Origin of the sequence: Actinomadura sp. NBRC 104425, from assembly GCF_030269545.1 — a bacterium.
GTDB classification, from domain to species: domain Bacteria; phylum Actinomycetota; class Actinomycetes; order Streptosporangiales; family Streptosporangiaceae; genus Spirillospora; species Spirillospora keratinilytica.
Genome location: NZ_BSTN01000002.1, coordinates 146,604 through 168,025, shown reverse-complemented (window position 1 = coordinate 168,025; position 21,422 = coordinate 146,604). Strand labels below are relative to the sequence as shown.

The window sequence follows — 21,422 nt, the reverse complement described above, 5'->3', positions numbered from 1 at the left end:
CGGAACCGGGGACGTCTCAGGAGCCGGGATGCTCCACGCCGTACCCGGCGTGACCGTGATGCCGCAGCCCTCGCAGGGTCAGTGCCGTGTCGAGTGCGGCCACAGTCGCCTCCCATCCCTTGTCCTCGCGGCTGCCCGGCAGCCCGCTGCGGTCGAATGCCTGTTCCATGGTGTCACACGTCAGGACGCCGTTGCCCACAGGTGTCGACTCGTCGAGCGCGACCCTGGTCACGCCGGCGGTGACCGAGTCGCACACGTAGTCGAAGTGGGCGGTCTCGCCGCGGATCACCGCGCCCAGGCACACCACGGCGTCCAGGTCGCGGGCGAGCCGCTGGGCGACCACCGGGATCTCCAGCGCCCCCGCGACGCGCGCCACGACGGGCTCGGCCACGCCGCACGCCTTGGCCGCGGCCAGCGCCCGCTCCAACAGGGTATCGGTGACCTGCGGATGCCAGCGCGTGCACACCACGCCGAGGGTCAGGCCGTGCGCGTCGACGACGGTGTCCTCGGGACGACCCGTCCCGCTCATGAGACCTCCTCCTTCTCCGCCAGGCCCTCGATCAGGTGGCCGAGGCGGTCGCGCTTGGCCGCAAGGTAGCGGCGGTTGTGCTCGGTGACGGCGGCGGGCAGCCCCTCGCGGCCCAGGATCCGCAGGCCGAAGCCGTCCAGCCCGGCGAGCTTGCGCGGGTTGTTGGTGAGCACCCGGACCGACCGCACGCCCAGGTCGCGCAGCATGTGCGCGGCGTTGGAATACTCGCGGGCGTCGGCCGGCAGGCCCAGCTCCAGGTTGGCGTCCACGGTGTCGGAGCCGCCGTCCTGCAGAGCATAGGCGCGCAGCTTGGCCAGCAGGCCGATGCCGCGGCCCTCGTGCCCGCGCAGGTAGAGGAGCACGCCGCGGCCCTCGGCGGCGATGCGCTCCATGGCCGCGTCCAGCTGGGCGCCGCAGTCGCAGCGCTCGGAGTGCAGCACGTCGCCGGTCAGGCACTCCGAGTGCGCCCGCACCAGCACGTCCTCGCCGTCGCCCAGGTCGCCGAGCACGAGCGCGACGTGCTCGCCGCCGTCGATCTGGCCGGCGAACCCGACGGCCCGCCACATCCCGAACCGGTTGGGCAGCCGGGTCTCCACGACGCGGGTGACCGTCGGCTCGCGGCGGCGCCGGTACTGGGCGAGCTGCTCGATGGAGATCAGCTTGAGCCCGTGCTCCTTGGCGAACACCTGCAGCTCGGGCAGCCGGGCCATGGTGCCGTCGTCGTTGACGACCTCGGCCAGCACGCCCACCGGCGGCAGGCCGGCCAGCCGGGCCAGGTCCACCGCGGCCTCGGTGTGGCCGCGGCGGCGCAGCACCCCGCCGGGCCGGTAGCGCAGCGGGAACACATGCCCCGGCTGGACGAGGTCGGCCGGGCCGGCAGCGGGGTCGGCCAGCAGCCGGATGGTGTGCGCCCGGTCGGCGGCGGAGATGCCGGTGCCGATGCCGTCGCGGGCGTCCACGCTGACGGTGAACGCGGTGCGCATGGCCTCGTTGTTCTGGGCGGTCATCAGCGGGACGCCGAGCCGGTCCAGGTCCTCGCCGGGCATCGGCACGCAGATCACGCCGCTGGTGTGGCGGATGGTGAACGTCAGCAGCTCGGGGGTCGCCTTGGCGGCGGCGAAGATGATGTCGCCCTCGTTCTCGCGGTCCTCGTCGTCGACGACGACGACGGGCCGGCCCGCCGCGATGTCGGCGACGGCGGCCTCGATGTCGTCGAACAGGCCCTCCTTGTCGAGCGCGGTCCCGAACGCAGTGTCGGGCGCTGTCTCGGGCGCGGTGTCGGTCGCGCTGTCAGTCGCAGTGTCGGTCACGGTCTCGGTCAATTGGCCACCGCCTCGGGTCGGGGGGTATGCACGCTTCGCGCCTGCCAGATACGGCGCCAGTCGCGGTACCCGTTCAACACCAGCACCAGAAAGACGCCGTACACGGCGCCGGTCACCCACAGGCCGGACATCAGGGCCAGGGGCACGCCCACGAGATCGACCGCCAGCCAGATCCACCAGAAGTCGATCAGCGCGCGGCCCTGGGCGAAGGTCGCGGCCGCGCTGCCCGCGAAGATGTAGGCGTCCGGCCAGGGGGCCCAGGACGCGTGGAAGTGCTCCAGCAGCAGCGCCACCGCGACCGTGCCGACCGCCATGGCGGCCAGCAGCGCGGCGCGTTCGCGTGCGGTGCCGGGGCGGACGAGCAGGTCGCCGCCTCGGCGGGCGCCGCGCGTCCACCTGTACCAGCCGTACACCGCCAGCACGGCGAACATCACCTGCTTGAGCGCGTTGCCGGTGACATGGGCGTTGAGGGACGCGGCGAACAGCAGCACCGAACCGGACAGCTGCACCGGCCAGGTCCACACGGTGCGCAGCGTCGCCAGCCAGACCGTGGCCAGGGCGCAGATGTTGCCCGCCAGGTCGGTCCACAGCACCTTCTGCCCGGCGACGTGGAATCCGGCCTCGTACCAGCTCACGAGGCCACCCGGCTCCCGAGCATGCGCTCGACGTACTTGGCCACCACGTCCACTTCGAGGTTCACCGGGTCGCCGGGCTGCTTGAGCCCGAGTGTGGTGAGCTCGCGGGTCGTGGGGATGAGCGCGACGCTGAAGCGGTCCGCGCCCGCCTCGACCACGGTGAGGCTGACACCGTCGACGGTGATGGAGCCCTTGTCGACCACGTAGCGGGACAGCTCGGGGGGCAGGGAGAACGTCACCACGTCCCAGCGGTCGCCGGGCTCGCGGGAGATCAGGCGGCCGACGCCGTCGACGTGGCCCTGCACCAGGTGGCCGCCGAGCCGGTCGGACAGGCGCACGGGGCGTTCGAGGTTCACCTTGGCGCCGGGGCCGAGCTCGCCGAGGCTGGAGCGGTCCAGCGTCTCCTTGACCGCGTCGGCGGTGAAGGCGTCGTCCTTGACCTCCACCACGGTCAGGCACACGCCGTTGACGGCGATCGACGCGCCGTGCACGGCGTCCTGCGTGACGAGCGGGCCGCGGATGGTGATGCGCGCCGAGTCTCCGGCGGGCTCCAGCGCGACGATCTCGCCGAGTTCCTCGACGATGCCGGTGAACATGTCCCGGGGCCTCCTCATGCGTTCGGCACGGGCTCCGGGACGTGCGTACGGTGTACGCGGCGCCCTGCCCCGGCCGCCGCGGCGGCGGAACGGGACGCCCAGCGCGCTGCCTCCCATCCGGACTTTCACCGTCGGTCCCGGAGTTCCACCGGGTCAACCGGCCGATGGATTCGGCCGGGTCGCGGACTGTCACCGCCGGTTCGGAGTTTCACCGACCCCGGAGCACGCGTTCACTGCTGCCAACCAGTGTGCCATGCCGGGCATTCCCCACCGGATGTGAGACATTTCACGACCGAAGGTGGCCAACCAAGCGCTCGCTCGGCTTGCCAGGACGGGCGACCACCCGCCGGGCGCGGCGCAGCCTGTCCGGCGGGTCCGGTCGGCAGGGCTCAGCCGGCAGGGCTCAGCCGGCGGGGGTGGCGCGCTCGGCCTGCGCCCGCAGGCGGCGCACGGCGTCGGCGGGGTCGTCGGCGCCGTACACGGCGCTGCCCGCCACGAACACGTCGGCGCCCGCCTCGGCGCACCGCTCGATCGTCTCGGTGCTGACGCCGCCGTCGACCTGCAGCCACACGTTGAGCTCCCGGCCCTTGATCATCTGCCGGGCGCGGCGGATCTTGGGCAGCACCACGTCCAGGAACTTCTGCCCGCCGAAGCCCGGCTCGACGGTCATCAGCAGCAGCATGTCGATCTCGCCGAGCAGGTCCGCGTACGGCTCGACCGGCGTGGCCGGATTGATGCCGAGGCCGGCGCGGGCCCCGGCGGCGCGGATGGCGCGCAGGGTGCGGATCGGCGCCTTGGCCGCCTCGGCGTGGATGGTGACGCTGCCCGCCCCCGCCTCGGCGTACTGGGGCGCCCAGCGGTCCGGGTCCTCGATCATCAGATGGCAGTCCAGCGGCAGCGCGCTGTGCTTGAGCAGCGACTGCACCACCGGCAGCCCGAGGGTGAGGTTGGGGACGAAGTGGTTGTCCATCACGTCGACGTGCACCCAGTCGGCGGCGCCGGAGACGGCGGCCACCTCGTCGGCGAGCCGGGCGAAGTCGGCGGACAGGATGCTGGGAGAGATCTGCGGTGCGGCCATGATGGACCGAGTCTATTGCCGCACTTCGGCGCGCTCCTCACCCGCCCGGGTGACCGCGCGGGTGGTGCGCGTCGCCAGCCCGAGCCGCATGAACGCCTCCGGCGCCCCGGCGGTCGCCCACAGCGCCAGCAGCGCCTGCCCGGCGAACGCCTGCACCGGCTGGGTGCCGAGGAACAGCCCGAGGGTGTAGAACGCCGACACGCCCGCCGCGCCGACCGGGATGCGCGCCAGCCGCCGCCACAGCCGCCCGGACGCGTCGTACCCGCCCCGGTGGGCCGTCCACGACAGGCCCGCCAGCAGGCCGAACAGCCCGCCCGCCGCGGCCGCGCAGTCGCCCGCGGTGACCGGCTCGGCGCGGCCGCCGGCCTGCGCGATCGCGTGCGCCCACGGCGCCGGCCACTGCCAGCCGCCCAGCGCCTCCACCGCGGCCCAGCCGAGCCCGGCCAGGGCCAGCGACACGCCCAGCGCCAGCCCCAGCTGCGCGGGCAGCGGGCGCCGCGTCCACCACGGCACCGCCAGCGGCTCCAGGTGCAGCCCGACCGCCAGCAGCACCGCGCCGATCGCGAACCCGGCGGTCACCTGCCCGATCGAGTGCACGCCCAGCACGACCCGCGACGCCCCGATCAGGCCGATCACCGCCAGCGCGGCCGCCCAGGCCGCGCGGCGCAGCGCCGGACGGCCCGCCGGGGCCTGCGCGGCGGCGAAGCCCCAGAACACCGCCGCGCTCTGGGCGTGCCCGGACGGCATGCCGAACGAGTCGCGCGGCTCGTGCCCGGTGACCGAGGCGTCGGTCCAGAACGGCCGCGGCTCGTGGAAGAACAGCTTCAGCACGGTGTTGAGCACCGTGCCGGCCGCCAGCAGCACTGCGGCCCTGGCCCCCCACCGGGCATCCACGCACCAGTAGACGAGCACCAGGAGCGACAGGTAGACGCCGCCGCTCCCGATGAACGACACGGCCTCCATGAAATCGGTGAGCACCACGCACTCCCCCGGGACGTTCCTGTCCGGCAGGCGCCAACGTTACTGAGGCGTCCCCGGTGGAAGCGCCGTCCAACACGCAAAGGTTCCCTGGCGTTGCCCAGAGCGGGCCGGACGTCGGGTCTCAGCGGCGGCGCAGCAGGGCCAGGAACATCGCGTCGGTGCCGTGCCGGTGCGGCCAGAACCGGGCGCAGCCGTCCTCGGCCGCCGCCACGCCGGTCAGGGCGGGCGCGACGGCCGCGAGCGCGGCGGGGGCGTCCAGGCGCTCCACGTCGTCGCGGCCGCGCAGCACGTCGTCCACGACCACGCTGGTCTCGGCCAGGTGCGGCGAGCACGTCACGTACGCGACCACCCCGCCGGGGCGGACCGCCTGCAGCGCCGACGCAAGCAGTTCGCGCTGCAGCGGCGTCATCTCGGCCACCGCCTCGGGGCCGCGCCGCCACCGCGCCTCGGGGCGGCGCCGCAGCGCGCCCAGGCCGGTGCACGGCGCGTCCAGCAGCACGCGGTCGAACACGCCGGGGCGCCAGGCGGGCGCGGTGCCGTCGGCGACGACCACGCCGGCGCGGCCGTCCACGGCGCCGCGGACCAGCGCGGCGCGGTGCGGCTGCAGGTCGGCGGCCAGCAGGCGGGCGCCGCGCTGCGCGGCCACGGCGGCCAGCAGGCCCGCCTTGCCGCCGGGCCCGGCGCACATGTCGAGCCAGCGGGCGTCGGGGCCGTCCAGCGGCGCGGCGGCCAGGGCGAGCGCGACGAGCTGGCTGGCCTCGTCCTGGACGGCGGCGCGGCCCTCCCGGACGGCCGGGATCGCGGCGGGGTCGCCCTCGGGCAGCACCGCCCCGTACGGGGACAGCGGCGCCGGCTCGGCCCCCGCCTCGTACAGCTCCTGCGGGGCGGCGCGGCCGGGCCGGGCCACCAGGGTGACGCGGGGGCGTTCGTTGTCGGCGGCCAGCAGCGGCTCGATCTCGCCGCGGTCGGGGCCGAGGGCGTCGCGCAGCGCCGAGACGATCCAGGCGGGGTGGCTGTGCGCGACCGACAGCCGCGCCACCTCGTCGCCGCCCTCGGGCGCGAGGATGGCCAGCCACGCCGCCAGGTCGCGGGTGGCGACCTTGCGCAGCACGGCGTTGGCGAACTTGGCGTGCCCCGGCCCGGCGACCGAGCGGGCCAGGTCGACGGCGGTGCCGACGGCGGCGTGCGGCGGGATGCGGGTGGCCAGGATCTGGTGGGCGCCCAGCCGCAGCACGTCCAGCAGCGGCGGGTCGATGCGGCGCAGGTCGCGGTCGCTGCACAGGGCCAGGACGGCGTCGTAGGTGCCGCGGCCGCGCAGCGTGCCGTAGGTCAGCTCGGTGGCGAGCGCGGCGTCGCGGCCGGTCAGGCCGCGCGAGCGCAGGCGGTTGGGCAGCAGCAGGTTGGCGTAGGCGTCGCGGGTCTGGACGGCCCGGATGACGTCGAACGCGGTGCGGCGGGCCAGGTCCTCGGGGGGACGGCCGGTGCGGCGGGGGCCGCCGGGCCGGCGCGGGGCGTTGCGGCGGCCGCGGTTGCGGCGGTGGGCGGGCGGCATCAGTCCAGGCGGTCCTCGTCGGTGAGCCGGACGCCGCGCGTCCAGTCGGCGGCGTTCATGCGGCGCTTGCCCTGCGGCTGCACCTCGCCGAGCACGACCGGGGACGTGCCGGTGCCGGCCAGCACCTCGTTCTTGCGCACCCGCAGCGCGCCGGGGGGCAGCGGGTCGCCGCCCGCGAGCGGGCGGACCGGGCCGAGCTTGAGGCGTTCGCCGCGGAAGGTGGTCCAGGCGCCGGGCGCGGGCGTGCAGGCGCGGACGAGCCGGTCGATCCGCATGGCGGGGGCGGCCCAGTCGACCCGCGCGTCCTCGGTGGTGATCTTGGCGGCGTGCGAGACGCCGTCGCCGGGCTGCGGGCGCGGCTCCAGGATGCCCGCCTCGATGCCGTTCATCGTGTCCACCAGCAGCCGCGCGCCCGCGTGCGCCAGGCGCTCCAGCAGCGTCCCGGCGGTGTCGTCGGCGCGGATCGGCTCGGTCAGCACCCCGTAGACCGGGCCGGTGTCCAGGCCCTCCTCGATCTGGAAGGTGGCGGCGCCGGTCATGTCGTCGCCGTGCAGGATGGCGTGCTGGACGGGCGCGGCGCCGCGCCAGGCCGGCAGCAGCGAGAAGTGCAGGTTCACCCAGCCGTGCCGGGGGATGGCCAGCGCGACCGGCGGCAGCAGCGCCCCGTAGGCGACGACGGGGCAGCAGTCGGGGGCGATCTCGCGCAGCCGGTCCAGGAACTCGGGGTCGCGGACCTTGGCGGGCTTGAGCACCTCGATCCCGGCCTCGGCGGCGCGCCGCGCGACCGGGCTGGCCGCCGGCCTGCGGCCGCGTCCGGCGGGCGCGTCGGGGCGGGTGACGACGGCGGCGACGTCGTGCCCGGACTCCAGCAGCGCCTCCAGCGACGGCACCGCCGTCTGCGGGGTTCCGGCGAAAACCAGCTTCACCCTAGATGGCCTTCCCGTACGTGGGGTGCGGGGACTGCTTGACCACCGGCGCGGGCTCGCCGAACCACTCGGCCTCGCGGATCGCCTTCATCGCGGCCCGGCGCTGCTCGGCGTCCATCCGGTCGATGAAGATCACGCCGTCCAGGTGGTCGGTCTCGTGCTGGACGCAGCGGGCCAGCAGGTGCGTGCCCTCCAGGGTGATCGGCTCGCCGTACATGTTGAAGCCCTTGGCGACCGCGCGGACCGCGCGCGGCGTGGGGAACGACAGGCCGGGCAGCGACAGGCAGCCCTCGTCGTCGGTCTCCTGCTCGTCCGACAGGTCCAGGGTCGGATTGACCAGGTGGCCGAGCCGGTCGTCGACGTAGTAGGTGAACACGCGCAGGCTCACGCCGAGCTGCGGCGCGGCCAGGCCGACGCCGGGCGCGTCGATCATCGTGTCGGTCAGGTCCTTGACGAGGCGGCGCAGCTCCTTGTCGAAGTCCTTGACCGGTTCGGCCGGGGTGCGCAGCACGGGGTCGCCGAAGAGGCGGATGGGCTTGACGGCCAACGAGGACTCCGTTCCCTACGGTGCTTGTGCGTGTTCGTCCCTGCGGTGCTCGGCCCGCGCCCTGTCGCGCGGTGGACGTCCCACCAGTCTACGAAGATCCGGAGGCGCCCCCGCCCCGTCCCGCCGCGCCGGCGCGGCTGGAGCGGGCCTTGTAGGCGGCGGTCCGCGCCGCCTTCGCCAGCGCCTTGTCGGGGTGGTGGTCGCCCAGCGCCACCAGCACGTCGACGGCGTCGGGGTGGTCGGCCCGCCGGATGTCGTCGATCAGCGCGGCCATGTCGGCGCCGGCGGGCGCCTCGGTAAGGGCCGCCCGCACCGCCTCGCCGGGTTCGGCGGTCTCCATCATCCCGGCGACCGAGTCGACGAACATCCACACGTACTCGGCGCGGCCGAGCTCGGCGCCGGGGTCGCCGTTGCGGCTCAGCCACAGCACGGCGTACGGCCGGACGGGCGGGTGCCGCACGGCGTCCCGGACGGCGCCGGCCGCCTGCGGGCCGACGCGTTCGAGGACGGCGGCGGCCAGGTTGCGGGCGCCGGGGGTGCCGGTCCGCATGACCTCCAGCAGCTCGGCGGCGGCGCCGGCGGGGTCGCGGCGGGCCAGCCAGCCGTCGATCTCCTCGTCGGCGGTGTCGTGCCGGTGCCAGGTCAGCCCGGCCACCAGGTCCGCGGCCGGCGCCTCGGCCAGCTCGCCGACCTTCGGCGCCACGAACCCGTCGGCCAGCAGCAGCTCCCGCACGCCCCACACGCCCAGCGGGGTGAGCGCGTAGCCGCCGCCGCGGGTCTCGGCCACGCCCCAGCGGACCAGGTTGCCGAGCTCCTCGGCCAGCGCGGTCTCCACCGCGGCGTTCAGGGCGCGCCGGTCGTCGGCGACCTCGTACTCCTGCTCGACGTGCAGCATCAGCGCGGCCGCCAGCGGCTCGGGGGCGGTCGGCTCGTCCTGCTCGTACAGGTGGATCAGCACGCCGGTCAGCTCGTTTCGCACCAGCTGGGCCGGGGTGAGGCCGCCGGACGGGTCGTGCCCGGGCACCGCCGCGGCGTCGAACAGCCGCAGCCAGGCGTCCAGAACCGCGCGGTCGTCGGCGTCCCCCGCGATGCCGGCCTCGCCGGTGATCCCGGCCTCGTCCGCGGCCCGCCGGAGCCTCTCGGAGCCCCCCGACAGCGCCTCGGCGACCAGCGGGGAGCGGCGCGCGGCGGCGGCCAGCTCGGCCTCGGAAGCCACCCGGACCGGCGGGACGACCAGTTCCTCGGCCCGGCGCAGGTACTCCTCGGTGCGGGCGAACCGCTCGGCCTCCGGCAGCGCCTCGAACGCGCGCACCCACCGTTCGACCGCCTCGGCGTCGTCCGGATCGACCCCCTCGGCGACCATCATGCCGTGGAGCACCTCGGCCGCGGCCTGCCGCTCGGCGGTGTCGGCGGCGGCCACCACCTCGGCGAAGCGGGGCGCGAGCGCGTCCAGCTCGGCGGTCAGCTCGGCGGCGCACGCGGCCGGGACGGCGCCGGACTCGCCGAGGAACGCCACCAGGCGGTGCGCGGTGGCGAGGATGTCGGGCACCTCGTCGGCGCCCGCGACCACCGTCTCGGGGAAGACCTCCAGCAGCAGGCGGCGCAGCAGCTCGGGCGTCAGCCCGTCCGGCCCGGCCAGCCGCAGGTCGTCGCGCATGAGGTCGAGCAGCAGCCGCGCGCCCCGCGGGTCGACGGACTCGCCGCCGTGCTCGTCCGCCCACTTCCGCAGCGCGTCGTCCACGCCGCTGACCCAGTCCGTGTTGTCGGCCACCCGGAGAACACTAGTGGTCAGACCAGCTCCAGGGGGTCGATCTGGACGCGCACGGTTTCCGGAGCTTTACGCGCGCTGCGCACTCCCTGCGCCTCCTTCAGCGCGCGGGCGAGCGCGAGCCCCGCGCCGCGCGGCACCCGGATGAGGGCGCGTTCCCTGCCCTGGGCCTCCCCGCCGGGGGCCGCGCCCGAGGGCGGGTCGGGCACCGGGACGGGGCCGAGCACCTCGGCGCCGTCCGGCAGGCGCACCTCGGCCAGCAGTTCGCGGACCGCCGCCGGGGACGCGGTGAGCGAGGCCATGCGCACGGCGGGCGGGAACCCCACGCCGCGCCGTTCGGCCAGCTCCCGTTCGGCGAAGGTGACCGGGTCCCAGCGGATGAGCGCCTGCACGGCCGGGAGCGACCCTTCGGCGGCCACCACGACCGGGGCCGAGGGGCGGACGAGCGCGGCGGCGTTCAGCCAGCGGCGCAGGGTCTCCTCCCCCGCCCGCAGGTCGGGGCGGCCCAGCAGCACCCACCCGTCCAGCAGCAGCGCGGCCGCGTAGCCGCCGTCGGCGACCGGCTCGGCGCCGGGCGTGGACACCACCAGCGCGGGCTCGGCGCCGACCGTGTCGAGCACCCCGTCGCGCCCGGACGTTCTGACGTTGACGCCGGGGAACGCCCGGCCCAGCTCCTCGGCCGTGCGCCGCGCCCCGACGACGACCGCCCGCACGTGGATGTGCCCGCAGTGCGGGCAGCGCCAGTCGCCCGCGATCCGCCCGCACCAGCGGCAGTAGGGGGTGGCGTGCGACGACGTCAGCGCCAGCGGCCCCTGGCAGGCGCCGCACCGGGCGGGGCCGCGGCAGCGCCCGCACGCCAGGCCCGGCAGGTAGCCGCGGCGCGGCACCTGCACCAGCACCGGGCCCTCCCGCAGCGCGCCCCGGGCCGTCTCGAACGCCAGGTGCGACAGGCGGGCGGTGCGGGCGGCGCCGTCGCGGGCCAGCTCGGCGTCGTCGCCCACGGGCCGCACCCGCGGCATGACCTGGCGCAGCCGCGTCCGCTCGGGCGCCAGGGGGTGCGCCCAGCCGGACTCCACCAGCCGGGTGGCCTCGGTGGTGCGGGTGAAGCCGCCGAACAGCGCCGCCGCCCCGGCCCGGTGGGCGCGCAGCGCCAGCACCTCGCGGGGGTGCGGGTAGGGGGCGTGCGGCTCGGCGTGCACGTCGTCGCCGTCGTCCCACAGCACGACCAGGCCGAGGTCGGCGACGGGCGCGAACATCGCCGCCCGGGTGCCGACGACGGCGCGGACCGCGCCGCGCAGCACCGCCAGCCAGCGCCGGTAGCGTTCGGCGGGGCCGAGCTCGGCGGTCAGCGCGACGTGCCGCCCCGGCCCCAGCTCCGCGGCCAGCGCCGCGTCCACGCGGGCCACGTCGCGCCCGTCGGCCAGGACGACCAGCGCGCCGCGCCCGGCCGCCAGGGTGACCGCGACGGCGCGGGCGATCGCCGCCGTCCACGCGGGGCCGGGCAGCGCCGTCCACACGGCGCGGGGCGCGCGGCCGTCCGCCAGCGCGGCCACGAACGACGGCCCGGCCGGGTACTCCCGCCACGGCCCGGGGTCGCGGTTCGGTGCCGGTGCGTCCGGCGCGGGGGCCGGGGGCGGCTCGGCCTCCACCCGGGCGTGCCGCGGCGGGATCGCCAGGCGCAGCACGTCGGCGAGGGTGCCCGCGTACCGGTCGGCGACCTCGCGGGCCAGCGCCGCAACCTGCGGGGTCAGCACCGGCTCGGGCGAGACGACCCGCTCCAGGTAGGCCAGCCGGCCCTCGTGGGCGCTGTCGGCGACCCGGTCGAGCAGCAGCCCGTCCACCAGCTGCCCGGCGAACCGCACCCGCACCCGGCACCCGGGCACGGCCTGCGCGTCGAGCCGGTCGGGCACCAGATAGTCGAACGGACGGTCCAGATGGGCCAGCGGCACCTCCACCGCGACCCGCGCGACCGGCAGCGTCGCGGCGGGCGTCCGGGCGCCCTTGGCCGCCGCGCGCCCGCTCTTGCCTTTCCCCGCCGCGGGGGCGGGGCGCTCGGGGACCGCCCGCGGGACGTCGTCCAGCCCCGGGATCAGCTCCGCTCCCCCGCCGTCGTTGCTCACGCCAACCGTCCTACCAGATCAGGCCGACGCCGCGGCGGTCACCGGCCCCGGGCCGCCGCGCACGGTTTGTAAGGCGTGCCGGATTCATTGGATCATTGCCCGATGCTGCCAGCGTCACCGATTTCCCCCGAGTCGCCGTGACCGCGGTCCCCGGCCCGACCCACCTGCGTGAACGGCCGTCGCGCACCGGCCGTCCCGGCGCGTCCGCGCACCCGGGGCGCCCGCGCCGGTGGACGGACCCGCGTCACCCCGTCACCGCCGCCACCCTCCTGGCGGCGGCGCTGCACCTGGTGTGGGGGCTGTTCCTGGCGGCCGAAGGCGGCGACCTGGCGGCGCAGCACGCCTGGACCCACTTCGCCCGCACCCACCCCGACTCCCCCTACGCCCTGTTCTGGTACGGCGGCATGCACCCGGCGTCCTACAGCGTGCTGTCGCCGCTCCTCATGGCCTGGGCGGGCATCCGCACGGTCGCCTGTGTGACCGGCACGCTGTCGGCCACGATCACCGCCTACCTGCTCGTGCGCTACCGGGCCCCGCTGACGCTGCCCGCCGCGCTGTGGGCAGCGTTCTCGCTGTCGTGCAACGCCGCCGCCGGGCGGGTGACGTTCGGGCTCGGCCTGTTCTTCGCGCTGATCGCCACCGTGGTGGCGCTCTCGCGGCGCGGCGCCCCTCTGGCGCGCGGCGCCGCGCTGACGTCGCTGACCGTGGTCACCACGCTCGCCAGCCCGGTGGCGGGCCTGTTCGTCATGGTGCCGGCGGCGGCGCTGTTCTTGACCGGGCGGCGCGGCACCGGCTGCGCCCTGGCCGCGGGCCCGCCGGCGGTGGTGGCCGCCACGACGCTGCTGTTCCCGTTCAAGGGCGTCCAGCCGATCTCCTTCACCGCCGTGGTGCTGCCCACCCTCGCCAGCGTCGTCGCGCTCGTGCTGTTCGCGCCCCCGGCGTGGCGCACCGTCCGCGTCGGCACCGCCGTGTACCTGGCGGGGATCACGCTCACCTACCTCATCCCCTCCCCGGTCGGCAGCAACGTGGAGCGGCTGGCGCTGATGTTCGGCGGCGTGCTGCTGCTGTGCGCCATGGCCGTCGTCCGCGACCGCCGCAGGCTGGCCGTGCTCGGCGCCGCGTTCGCCGTCACCGCCGTGTGGCAGGTGGTCAAGCCCGTCGACGACCTGGTCCACACCCGGCCCGCCATGGCCGCCGCCCGGCACTCCGACGAGCTGGTCGCCGAGCTGCTGCGGCGCGGCGCCGACCGGGGCCGGGTGGAGGTCGTCCCGCTGCGCTCGCACTGGGAGGCGTCGGGGCTCAGCCGGCACGTGGTGCTCGCCCGCGGCTGGAACCGGCAGGTCGACGCCGACCGCAACGGGCTGTTCTACGACGGCACCCTCACCCCCGCCGCCTACCGCGAGTGGCTGCTGCGCTGGGGCGTGCGGTACGTGGTGCTGCCCGAGGTGGAGACCGACTGGTCGTCCGAGCAGGAGGCCGAGCTGATCCGCCGCGGCCTGCCCTGGCTTCGCGAGGTGTGGCGCGACGAGCACTGGCGGCTGTTCAGCGTCACCGACCCGCAGCCCCTGGCCGACCCGCCCGCCTCGGTCGTGCGCATCACCGCCGACCGGGTCGTCCTGGACGTCCCCCGGGCGGGGGCGTCGCCGCTGGTGCGGGTCTCCTGGTCGCCGTGGCTGGCCGTCCAGGGCCCCGCAGGCGCGTGCCTGACGCACGAGGGCGAGTTCGCCCGCCTCCGCACCACGGCCCCCGGCCGCTACACGCTCAGAGCCGTCTACAAGCTCCCCCGCGGGTCGTCCTGCTAGCCGACGGCCCCGAACCTCACCCCCGCAACGCTGAAGGCCCTGTGGAGCATGTGCTCACACGGCACCTTCAGGCATGGCCCGGCGCACGCACCGGGGCCGCGACCGCCGCTGCCGCCGTCGCCGCCGAGCCGTCAGGCGAGCAGGCGGACCGTCCGCGGACGCGAGGCCCACCGGCGGCCCGGACCTCACGCGCCGCAATGCCGAAGGCCCCGTGGAGTGGGAACTCCGACGGGGCCTTTGAGGCGGTCGCCCGGCATGTGCACCGGGGCGCGCCCGGCGCTTTGTGCGATCGCTCCCGGGCCGTCAGGCTACGGGGCGGACCGTGCACGCCCCGGCCGCGGGCGGGCGGGGCGTCACAGGCCCGCGGCGCTCGCGAGCTCCTTGGCGCGGTCGGTGCGCTCCCAGGAGAAGTCGGGCTCGGAGCGGCCGAAGTGGCCGTAGGCGGCGGTCTGCTGGTAGATCGGACGCAGCAGGTCCAGGTCGCGGACGATGGCGGCCGGGCGCAGGTCGAACACCTCCAGGACGGCGGCCTGGATCTTCTCGACCGGCAGCTTCTCGGTGCCGAAGGTCTCCACGAACACGCCGACCGGGTGGGCCTTGCCGATGGCGTAGGCGACCTGCACCTCGGCGCGGTCGGCCAGCCCGGCGGCCACGATGTTCTTGGCGACCCAGCGCATGGCGTAGGCGGCCGAGCGGTCCACCTTGGAGGGGTCCTTGCCGGAGAAGGCGCCGCCGCCGTGCCGCGCCATGCCGCCGTAGGTGTCCACGATGATCTTGCGGCCGGTCAGCCCGGCGTCGCCCATCGGGCCGCCGATCTCGAACCGGCCGGTGGGGTTGACCAGCAGCCGGTACCCCTCGACGTCGAGGTCGAACTCGGCCAGCACCGGGTCGACCACGTTCTCCTTGATGTCGGGGGTCAGCAGCTCCTTGAGGTTGATGTCGGGGGCGTGCTGGCTGGAGACCACCACGGTGTCCAGACGCACCGCGCGGTCGCCGTCGTACTCGATGGTCACCTGGGTCTTGCCGTCCGGGCGCAGGTAGGGCACCACGCCCTGCTTGCGGACGTGCGCCAGCCGCTGCGCCAGCCGGTGCGCCAGCGTGATCGGCAGCGGCATCAGCTCGGGGGTCTCGTTGGTGGCGTAGCCGAACATCAGGCCCTGGTCGCCGGCGCCCTGCCGGTCGAGCTCGTCGCCAGCCTCGCCCTCCCGGGCCTCGTAGGCGTCGTCGACGCCCTGGGCGATGTCGGGCGACTGGGCCCCGATCGACACCGACACACCGCAGGAGTGCCCGTCGAAGCCCTTCTTGGACGAGTCGTATCCGATCTCCAGGATCTTCTCCCGGATCACCCCGGGGATGTCCACGTAGGTCTCGGTGGTCACCTCACCGGCGACGTGCACCTGCCCTGTGGTGATCATGGTCTCCACGGCGACCCGGCTCTTGGGGTCGTCTTTCAGCATGGCGTCGAGAATCGCGTCGCTGATCTGGTCCGCGATCTTGTCCGGGTGCCCCTCGGTGACGGACTCGGAGGTGAACAGGCGGCGAGACACGTACGTGAACTCCTTGCAGCGGCTGCTGACTGATGTCGCAGGACGGATTGTGGACTCGGCAGGGACGCAGGTTCCCCGCACCGTGGCGACGACGGTGTTCGAGGAAGTCTAGCGACAATGATTCCTCGGCACGCTCCGACGACACCACCGGACAAATGCGGTATTTGACCAGTTGTCGCGGTTCATCGCCACCTAACGCGGACAGGACGCGCCGGCGCCCGGTTTCAGGCGCTCGGCGACCAGATCCCACACCACGTCGGCGAGGTCCTCCTTGGGGCCGCGCGGCACCGGCGTCTCGGCGCCGTCGGCGGCCAGCACCACGGCGGCGTTGTCCGGCCGCCCGAACGCCAGACCGGCGCCGACCTCGTTGACCACCAGCAGGTCGCAGCCCTTGCGGGCGAGCTTCTCGCGCCCGGCGTTCAGCACGTCGTCGGTCTCGGCGGCGAACCCCACCACCACCTGGCCGCCGCGCGGGCGGGCGCTCAGCTCGGCGAGGATGTCGGGGTTCTTGACCAGCCTGATCGGCTCCGGCTCCGCCCCGGGCACCTTCTTGATCTTGGAGTCGCGGTAGTCGGCGGGCCGGAAGTCGGCGACGGCGGCGGCCATCACCACCGCGTCGGCGTGCTCGGCGGCCTCCAGCACGGCCGCGCGCATCTGGGCGGCCGACTCCACGGCGACCACGCGGGCGCCCGCCGGGTCGGGCAGGGCGACGTTGGCGGCCACCACGGTCACCCGCGCGCCGCGCGCCACCGCCGTGCGGGCCAGCGCGTACCCCTGCAGACCCGAGGAGCGGTTGCCGATGAAGCGCACCGGGTCGATCGCCTCGCGGGTGCCGCCCGCCGAGATCACCACATGCCGGCCCGCGAGGTCGGGCGCGGCCCGGCCGCGTGCCAGCACCCGCCGACCCACCTCGAACAGCTCGGCGGGCTCGGGCAGCCGACCCGGCCCGGTGTCGGCGCCGGTCAGCCGCCCCGAGGCGGGGTCGACGACGATCGCGCCGCGGGAGCGCAGCACAGCCACGTTGTCCTGGGTCGCCGGATGCTCCCACATCTCGGTGTGCATCGCGGGCGCGAACACCACGGGGCACCGGGCGGTCAGCAGGGTGCCGGTGAGCAGGTCGTCGGCCCGGCCGTGCGCGGCCCGCGCCAGCAGGTCGGCGGTGGCGGGCGCGACGAAGACCAGGTCGGCCTCCTTGCCCAGGCGCACGTGCGCCACCTGGTCGACGTCGTCCCACACCCGGGTCGACACCGGATGGCCCGACAGCGCCTCCCATGTGGCGGCGCCGACGAACCGCAGCGCGTCGGCGGTCGGCACCACGCGCACGTCGTGTCCGGACTCCGTGAACCGCCGCAGCAGCTCGCACACCTTGTAGGCGGCGATGCCCGCGCCGACGCCGAGGACGACGCGCGGCCTGGGATCGGTCATGTTCCGTTATGCGGTCGGGGCGGCTCAGCCCTCGATCGGCTCGGCGTGCAGGAGGCCCTCCCGCGTCTCGCGCAGCGCGATCGACAGCGGCTTCTCCTGCACCTGGGTCTCCACGAGCGGGCCGACGTACTCCAGCAGGCCCTCACCGAGCTGCGCGTAGTAGGCGTTGATCTGCCGGGCGCGCTTGGCGGCGATGGTGACCAGGCCGTACTTGGTGTCGACGACCTCGAGGAGCTCGTCGATCGACGGGTTGGTGATGCCCTCGGAACTGGCTGCCACTATGTGGCCTTCCCCTAGACGCGGCTATTGACGAACAGCCATCAAGGTTAGCAGTTCGTTGCACACGTCCTGGACGGACGTGTTCACCAGCGTCACGTCGAACTCCTTCTCGGCGGCCAGCTCCACGCGCGCCGCCGCCAGCCGCCGCTCGATCACGTCCGCGGGCTCGGTGCCGCGGCCGACCAGGCGGCGGACCAGCTCCTCCCACGAGGGCGGCGCCAGGAAGACCAGCATCGCCTCGGGCATCGCCCGCCGGACCTGGCGCGCACCCTGCAGATCGATCTCCAGCAGCACGGGCCGCCCGGCGGCCAGCCGTTCCACGACCGGCCGCCGTGGGGTGCCGTAGCGGTTGCCCGCGAACTCGGCCCATTCGAGCAGTTCCCCCTCGGCGACGAGCCGGTCGAAACCGGCGTCGTCGACGAAGTAGTACTGCACCCCGTGGGTCTCACCCGGCCGGGGGGGCCGGGTGGTCACCGAGACCGACAGCCACACCTCGGGGTGGGCCCGCCGGATCTCGGCGACGACCGTGCTCTTGCCGACGCCCGACGGCCCGGACAGGACCGTCAGCCGCCGGAGCATGGAGTCCTGCGACGAGGGGGAGCCGCCCGGCGCGGGGTCAGGCGCGCCGGGGCTGGACGGGATGGAGCCGGATGAGGGCGCGCCGCCGGACGTGCCGGGGGGCCTGCCGCCGGGCGCGCCGGAGCCGGCCGCGACGGCCGCACCGCCGCGCCCGCCCGTGAGTCGCACGTCAGCGGTTTCCACCGCCGCCGAACTCACGCTCCAGGGAGGCGCGCTGGTTGGCGCCGAGACCCCGCACGCGGCGGGACTCGGCGATGCCCAGGCGCTCCATGATCTGCTTCGCACGGACCTTGCCCACACCGGGCAGCGATTCCAGGAGGGCCGACACCTTCATCTTCCCGATGACGTCGTCGGTCTGCCCCTCCTTGAGGACCTCGGCAAGCGAGGTTCCCCCGTGCTTGAGCCGGTTCTTGACCTCGGCCCGCTCCTTGCGGGCCTTGGCAGCCTTCTCCAGGGCTGCGGCGCGCTGTTCGGGGGTTAGGGGCGGAAGAGCCACGCCGGGTCACCTCAGGTTTCCACTCGACGGAGTCGGACGGGTTGGGAAACTAGCGAGTGCGCGCCCTATAAAGCAACGTGAAGTGCCGTTTGGCCCGCCACAAAATCACGAAAATCACTCCCTGGGGTGTCCTGAATACGGAGTGTACACACTCGCGGGCGGCTCCGGCGGCACCCCCGCCCCATCTGGGACTTTCGCAAGATCGTGAAAAATCCCCAGGCAACGCCCCATATGCGTCACTTGTCACCCTTATCTTCGAGACTTTCCCGCGAGCCGCGACCCCGCCGCCGCGATTCCGGCAGCCCAGGACCCCCTTCTTTGGTGATACGCATCACATTTTTCGACCGGGCCGCGTTTTCCGGAAAACGGACCCGCGGAAGTGACGTCGATCACCTGTCCGGAATGTCCAAAAACTTCCTGCATGACAGGTTAATGGAGGTGACCGGCAGGGTTGCCGCGGGGTCCCGCGTTCCGCCGGGCGTCCCTCCACGCTGGCGGCTCGGGCGGCGGTCCGGACGGTGCTTCGGGCGGCGGCTCGGGGCGGCGACCGGGGGCCGTGTCAGGCTGCGGGCCCGGCCGCGGTGCGGCGCAGCGCCGCGGCGATGCCCGCGGCCGCCGCGCCCGGGTCGGCGGCGCCGGTGATGGGGCGCCCGATCACCAGCAGGTCGGCCCCGGCCGCCAGCGCCTCCTCGGGGGTGGCGACCCGCGCCTGGTCCTGCGTGGCGGCGCCTGCGGGCCGCACACCGGGGGTGATGAGGGTGATACCGGGGCCGACCTCCGCGCGCACCGCAGCGGCCTCCTGAGGCGAGCAGACGAGCGCTTGGGCACCGGCGTCCACCGCCAGGGCCGCCAGGCGCCGCACGGCGTCGTGCGCGGGCCCCGCCAGCCCGATGCGGGCCAGATCGTCGTCGCGCAGGGACGTCAGCACCGTCACCGCCGCGATCCGGGTGTCCGGTGCGGCGTCCACGGCGGCGCGGATCATCGCCGGGCCGCCCGCCGCGTGCACGGTGAGGAACGCCGGGCGCAGCCGCGCCACGGCGCGCGCCGCGCCCGCAACGGTGGCGGGGATGTCGTGCAGCTTCAGGTCCAGGAACACCTGGACGCCGCTGGCGCCGCGCACGCTGGCGACGACGTCCGGCCCGTACCGCAGGTACAGCTCAAGGCCCACCTTGACGGTGCTGACGTGCGGCGTGACCAGGGAGGCCCACCGGGCGGCCGTCTCCAGGTCGGGGGCGTCCAGCGCCACGGCGATGGGGGCGGGGGCAGCGGTCACGGCAGCTTCTCCTTCGTCTCCGCCGGCACGGGCTCCTCGGGGCGGACCTGGGGCGGGACGTAACCGGGGGGCTTGTGGGCCAGGCCCACGGCGTCGGCCATGGTCAGCCGGCGCGCCGCCAGGGCGTCCTCCAGCTCGCGCAGGATGCGGGTGCCCGCGGAGGGGTCGTGGAACAACGTGGTGCCCACCGCGACCGCCGAGGCCCCGGCCAGCACGAACTCCAGCGCGTCCAGCCCGGTGGCCACGCCCCCCGCGCCGATGATGGGGGTGCCGGGCAGCGCGGCGTGCACCTGGTAGACGCAGCGCACCGCCACGGGCCGCACGGCCGGGCCGGACAGGCCGCCCGACACGCCCGCCAGCGTGGGCCGCAGCGTGTCGGTGTCGATGGCCATCCCGACCATCGTGTTGATCAGGGTCAGCGCGTCGGCCCCGGCGTCCACGCAGGCCAGCGCGATGGTGACGATGTCGGTGACGTCGGGCGCGAGCTTGGCGATCACCGGCACCCGGCTGTTGGCGCGCACCGCCCGCACCACGGCGGCCGAGGCGCGCGGATGCCAGGCGAACATGCGGCCGCGGTCCTCGACGTTGGGGCAGGCGACGTTCACCTCGATCGCGGCGACGCCGGGCACGCCGCGCAGCCGCCGGGCCAGTTCGCCGAACTCCTCGACGCTGTTGCCGGCCAGGGACACGATCGTCCGCACGCCATGCTCGGCCAGCCAGGGCAGGTCGCGTTCGAGGAAGCCGTCGATGCCCGGGCCGGGCAGGCCCATCGCGGTCAGCAGCCCGGAGGGCGTCTCGGCCATCCGGGGGGTGGGCCGGCCCGCCCGCGGCTGCGCCATCACCGAGGTGGTGACGAACGCGCCCAGCCGGGTCAGGTCGGTGAACTGGGCCAGTTCGCGGCCGGTCCCGCCGCAGCCGGACGCCGTCAGCACCGGGTTCGGCAGCTCCAGGTCGCCCAGCCGGGTCCGCATCCTGTCCGACGTCATCTACTGGGCCTCCTCACGGGCGCGGTCGGCGGCGTCGTCCCGGTCCGGCACCGCCCGGGTGTGCAGGACGCGGGGCGCGCCCAGGGCGTCGAACGGGATGGTGCCCAGGTCGCCCCAGCGGACGCGGTCGCCGCGCAGCACCGGCCCCTCGGTGCAGGCGCGCACCATGCGGGTCACCCCGTCGTCGCCGTAGAACGGCAGCACGCACGTCATGCACACGCCGATGCCGCACGCCCCCGTCTGCTGCAGGAACTCCTCCACCGACACCTGGGAGGGCAGGCCGACGTCCCCGGCGATGCGGGTGACCGTGCGCAGCAGCGACGTGGGCCCGCAGCCGTAGACGACGTCGGAGGCGGTCTCCTCGATCACGCGGGGCAGCACCTCGCGCAGCGCGCCCTTCTCCCCCAGCGAGCCGTCCTCGGTGACGACGGTGGCGCTGTCGCCGATGCGCTGGGCCATCCGCGACCCGAACACCTGCCGGGCCGTGGCGCCCGCCAGCACGAAGTGCACCTGGCAGCCGCGCCGGTGCAGCGTGTCGGCCAGCGCGAACAGCCCGGCCGCGCCCGGCCCGCCGCCCACCAGCAGGCAACCGACCGGGTCGCGGGGCAGCCGGAACGGGCGGCCGAGCGGGCCGGCCACGTCGAGCCGGTCGCGCGACCGCAGCCCGGCCAGCCAGCGGGTGCCCGGATCGCGGACGGCGAACACCATCTCCACCGTCCCGCCGTAGTCCGACTTGACCTCGTGGACGGCGATGCACCGGCGCACCAGGCGGCTGGTGTGCTCGCCGCCCACGGCGAGCGCCACGAACTGCCCCGGCCGGAACCGCTCCGCGACCCCGGGGGCCACCGCCGTCAGCGCGTGGTAGTCGCCCACCTGGCGCACCGTCAGAACGGTTGCCGACGTCTGCACCGGTGTGTCGGACACCCGTCTCCCTCTCGTCGTCGCCGGGCCGCGCGGCCCGGCGCTCATCCGCCGGACGGC

20 protein-coding genes and 1 riboswitch are annotated in these 21,422 nt (G+C 75.3%); of the genes, 1 reads left to right on the top strand and 19 read right to left on the bottom strand.

The features are described 5' to 3' along the window. Positions 1-16: 16 nt before the first annotated feature. From ribH to QSK22_RS03845, 11 genes are all read right to left on the bottom strand, one after another. Complete coding sequence (gene ribH, locus QSK22_RS03895) at positions 17-529, bottom strand: 6,7-dimethyl-8-ribityllumazine synthase (RefSeq protein WP_285492540.1); 513 nt, start codon at positions 527-529, stop codon at positions 17-19. Continuing rightward, complete coding sequence (locus QSK22_RS03890) at positions 526-1,851, bottom strand: bifunctional 3,4-dihydroxy-2-butanone-4-phosphate synthase/GTP cyclohydrolase II (protein WP_502872264.1); 1,326 nt, start codon at positions 1,849-1,851, stop codon at positions 526-528. Before QSK22_RS03890 ends, ribH begins: the two co-directional genes overlap by 4 nt. After that, a complete protein-coding gene (pnuC, locus tag QSK22_RS03885) occupies positions 1,848-2,486 on the bottom strand; it encodes a nicotinamide riboside transporter PnuC (RefSeq protein ID WP_285492539.1) in 639 nt (212 codons plus the stop codon). The genes QSK22_RS03890 and pnuC overlap by 4 nt, the downstream gene beginning before the upstream one ends. Then, complete coding sequence (locus QSK22_RS03880; RefSeq protein WP_285492538.1) at positions 2,483-3,082, bottom strand: riboflavin synthase; 600 nt, start codon at positions 3,080-3,082, stop codon at positions 2,483-2,485. The genes pnuC and QSK22_RS03880 overlap by 4 nt, the downstream gene beginning before the upstream one ends. A 99-nt stretch (positions 3,083-3,181) precedes the next feature. Continuing rightward, a riboswitch (FMN riboswitch) is annotated at positions 3,182-3,312 on the bottom strand. 173 nt (positions 3,313-3,485) lie between these two features. Further along, positions 3,486-4,160 (bottom strand): ribulose-phosphate 3-epimerase, encoded by a 675-nt coding sequence (gene rpe / locus QSK22_RS03875; RefSeq protein ID WP_285492537.1) that lies wholly within the window; start codon positions 4,158-4,160, stop codon positions 3,486-3,488. A 12-nt stretch (positions 4,161-4,172) separates the two neighbouring features. After that, positions 4,173-5,138 carry a phosphatase PAP2 family protein gene (locus QSK22_RS03870; RefSeq protein WP_285492536.1) on the bottom strand — a complete coding sequence of 322 codons (966 nt, stop codon included), beginning with the start codon at positions 5,136-5,138 and terminating at the stop codon, positions 4,173-4,175. 124 nt (positions 5,139-5,262) lie between these two features. Then, positions 5,263-6,693, bottom strand: a complete 1,431-nt coding sequence (locus tag QSK22_RS03865) for an RsmB/NOP family class I SAM-dependent RNA methyltransferase (protein ID WP_285492535.1) — start codon at positions 6,691-6,693, stop codon at positions 5,263-5,265. Then, on the bottom strand, positions 6,693-7,619 hold the full coding sequence (fmt, locus tag QSK22_RS03860; protein WP_285492534.1) for a methionyl-tRNA formyltransferase: 927 nt from the start codon (positions 7,617-7,619) through the stop codon (positions 6,693-6,695). The genes QSK22_RS03865 and fmt overlap by 1 nt, the downstream gene beginning before the upstream one ends. Before the next feature lies 1 nt (position 7,620). Next, entirely contained in the window at positions 7,621-8,166 is a 546-nt protein-coding gene (def, locus tag QSK22_RS03855; protein ID WP_285492533.1) for a peptide deformylase, read from the bottom strand. 88 nt (positions 8,167-8,254) lie between these two features. Further along, complete coding sequence (locus tag QSK22_RS03850; RefSeq protein ID WP_285492532.1) at positions 8,255-9,937, bottom strand: hypothetical protein; 1,683 nt, start codon at positions 9,935-9,937, stop codon at positions 8,255-8,257. Positions 9,938-9,954: 17 nt separating this feature from the next. After that, entirely contained in the window at positions 9,955-12,054 is a 2,100-nt protein-coding gene (locus QSK22_RS03845; RefSeq protein ID WP_285492531.1) for a primosomal protein N', read from the bottom strand. A 137-nt stretch (positions 12,055-12,191) separates the two neighbouring features. On the opposite strand from QSK22_RS03845, the gene QSK22_RS03840 reads away from it, so the two are divergent. Continuing rightward, positions 12,192-13,856, top strand: a complete 1,665-nt coding sequence (locus tag QSK22_RS03840; protein ID WP_285492529.1) for a DUF8823 domain-containing protein — start codon at positions 12,192-12,194, stop codon at positions 13,854-13,856. Between the two features lie 353 nt (positions 13,857-14,209). Here QSK22_RS03840 and metK read toward each other — a convergent pair whose 3' ends face one another. The 8 genes from metK to QSK22_RS03800 all read right to left on the bottom strand — a co-directional run bounded on the left by metK (position 14,210) and on the right by QSK22_RS03800 (position 21,365). Then, positions 14,210-15,403 (bottom strand): methionine adenosyltransferase, encoded by a 1,194-nt coding sequence (gene metK, locus QSK22_RS03835; protein WP_285492528.1) that lies wholly within the window; start codon positions 15,401-15,403, stop codon positions 14,210-14,212. 192 nt (positions 15,404-15,595) lie between these two features. Beyond that, complete coding sequence (gene coaBC, locus QSK22_RS03830; RefSeq protein ID WP_285492527.1) at positions 15,596-16,828, bottom strand: bifunctional phosphopantothenoylcysteine decarboxylase/phosphopantothenate--cysteine ligase CoaBC; 1,233 nt, start codon at positions 16,826-16,828, stop codon at positions 15,596-15,598. A gap of 24 nt (positions 16,829-16,852) precedes the next feature. Beyond that, entirely contained in the window at positions 16,853-17,107 is a 255-nt protein-coding gene (gene rpoZ / locus QSK22_RS03825; protein ID WP_285492526.1) for a DNA-directed RNA polymerase subunit omega, read from the bottom strand. 24 nt (positions 17,108-17,131) lie between these two features. After that, positions 17,132-17,686, bottom strand: a complete 555-nt coding sequence (gene gmk, locus QSK22_RS03820; RefSeq protein ID WP_285492908.1) for a guanylate kinase — start codon at positions 17,684-17,686, stop codon at positions 17,132-17,134. Positions 17,687-17,855: 169 nt separating this feature from the next. After that, the gene (mihF, locus tag QSK22_RS03815) at positions 17,856-18,182 is read right to left on the bottom strand and encodes an integration host factor, actinobacterial type (protein ID WP_285492525.1); all 327 of its coding nucleotides are present in this window, start codon (positions 18,180-18,182) and stop codon (positions 17,856-17,858) included. Positions 18,183-18,741: 559 nt separating this feature from the next. After that, positions 18,742-19,455, bottom strand: coding sequence for an orotidine-5'-phosphate decarboxylase (gene pyrF / locus QSK22_RS03810; protein ID WP_285492524.1), 714 nt, complete (start codon positions 19,453-19,455; stop codon positions 18,742-18,744). Continuing rightward, positions 19,452-20,441 carry a dihydroorotate dehydrogenase gene (locus tag QSK22_RS03805; protein WP_285492523.1) on the bottom strand — a complete coding sequence of 330 codons (990 nt, stop codon included), beginning with the start codon at positions 20,439-20,441 and terminating at the stop codon, positions 19,452-19,454. The genes pyrF and QSK22_RS03805 overlap by 4 nt, the downstream gene beginning before the upstream one ends. Further along, entirely contained in the window at positions 20,442-21,365 is a 924-nt protein-coding gene (locus QSK22_RS03800) for an iron-sulfur cluster-binding protein (protein ID WP_285492522.1), read from the bottom strand. It lies immediately after the preceding gene. Between the last annotated feature and the right edge of the window lie 57 nt (positions 21,366-21,422).

Excerpts from the sequence above, each read along its gene's own strand:
- gmk (WP_285492908.1), bottom strand. The coding sequence starts at position 17,686 with ATGCTCCGGCGGCTGACGGTCCTGTCCGGGCCGTCGGGCGTCGGCAAG.
- rpe (WP_285492537.1), bottom strand. The coding sequence starts at position 4,160 with ATGGCCGCACCGCAGATCTCTCCCAGCATCCTGTCCGCCGACTTCGCC.
- QSK22_RS03865 (WP_285492535.1), bottom strand. The coding sequence starts at position 6,693 with ATGCCGCCCGCCCACCGCCGCAACCGCGGCCGCCGCAACGCCCCGCGC.
- coaBC (WP_285492527.1), bottom strand. The coding sequence starts at position 16,828 with ATGACCGATCCCAGGCCGCGCGTCGTCCTCGGCGTCGGCGCGGGCATC.
- QSK22_RS03880 (WP_285492538.1), bottom strand. The coding sequence starts at position 3,082 with ATGTTCACCGGCATCGTCGAGGAACTCGGCGAGATCGTCGCGCTGGAG.
- QSK22_RS03805 (WP_285492523.1), bottom strand. The coding sequence starts at position 20,441 with ATGACGTCGGACAGGATGCGGACCCGGCTGGGCGACCTGGAGCTGCCG.
- ribH (WP_285492540.1), bottom strand. The coding sequence starts at position 529 with ATGAGCGGGACGGGTCGTCCCGAGGACACCGTCGTCGACGCGCACGGC.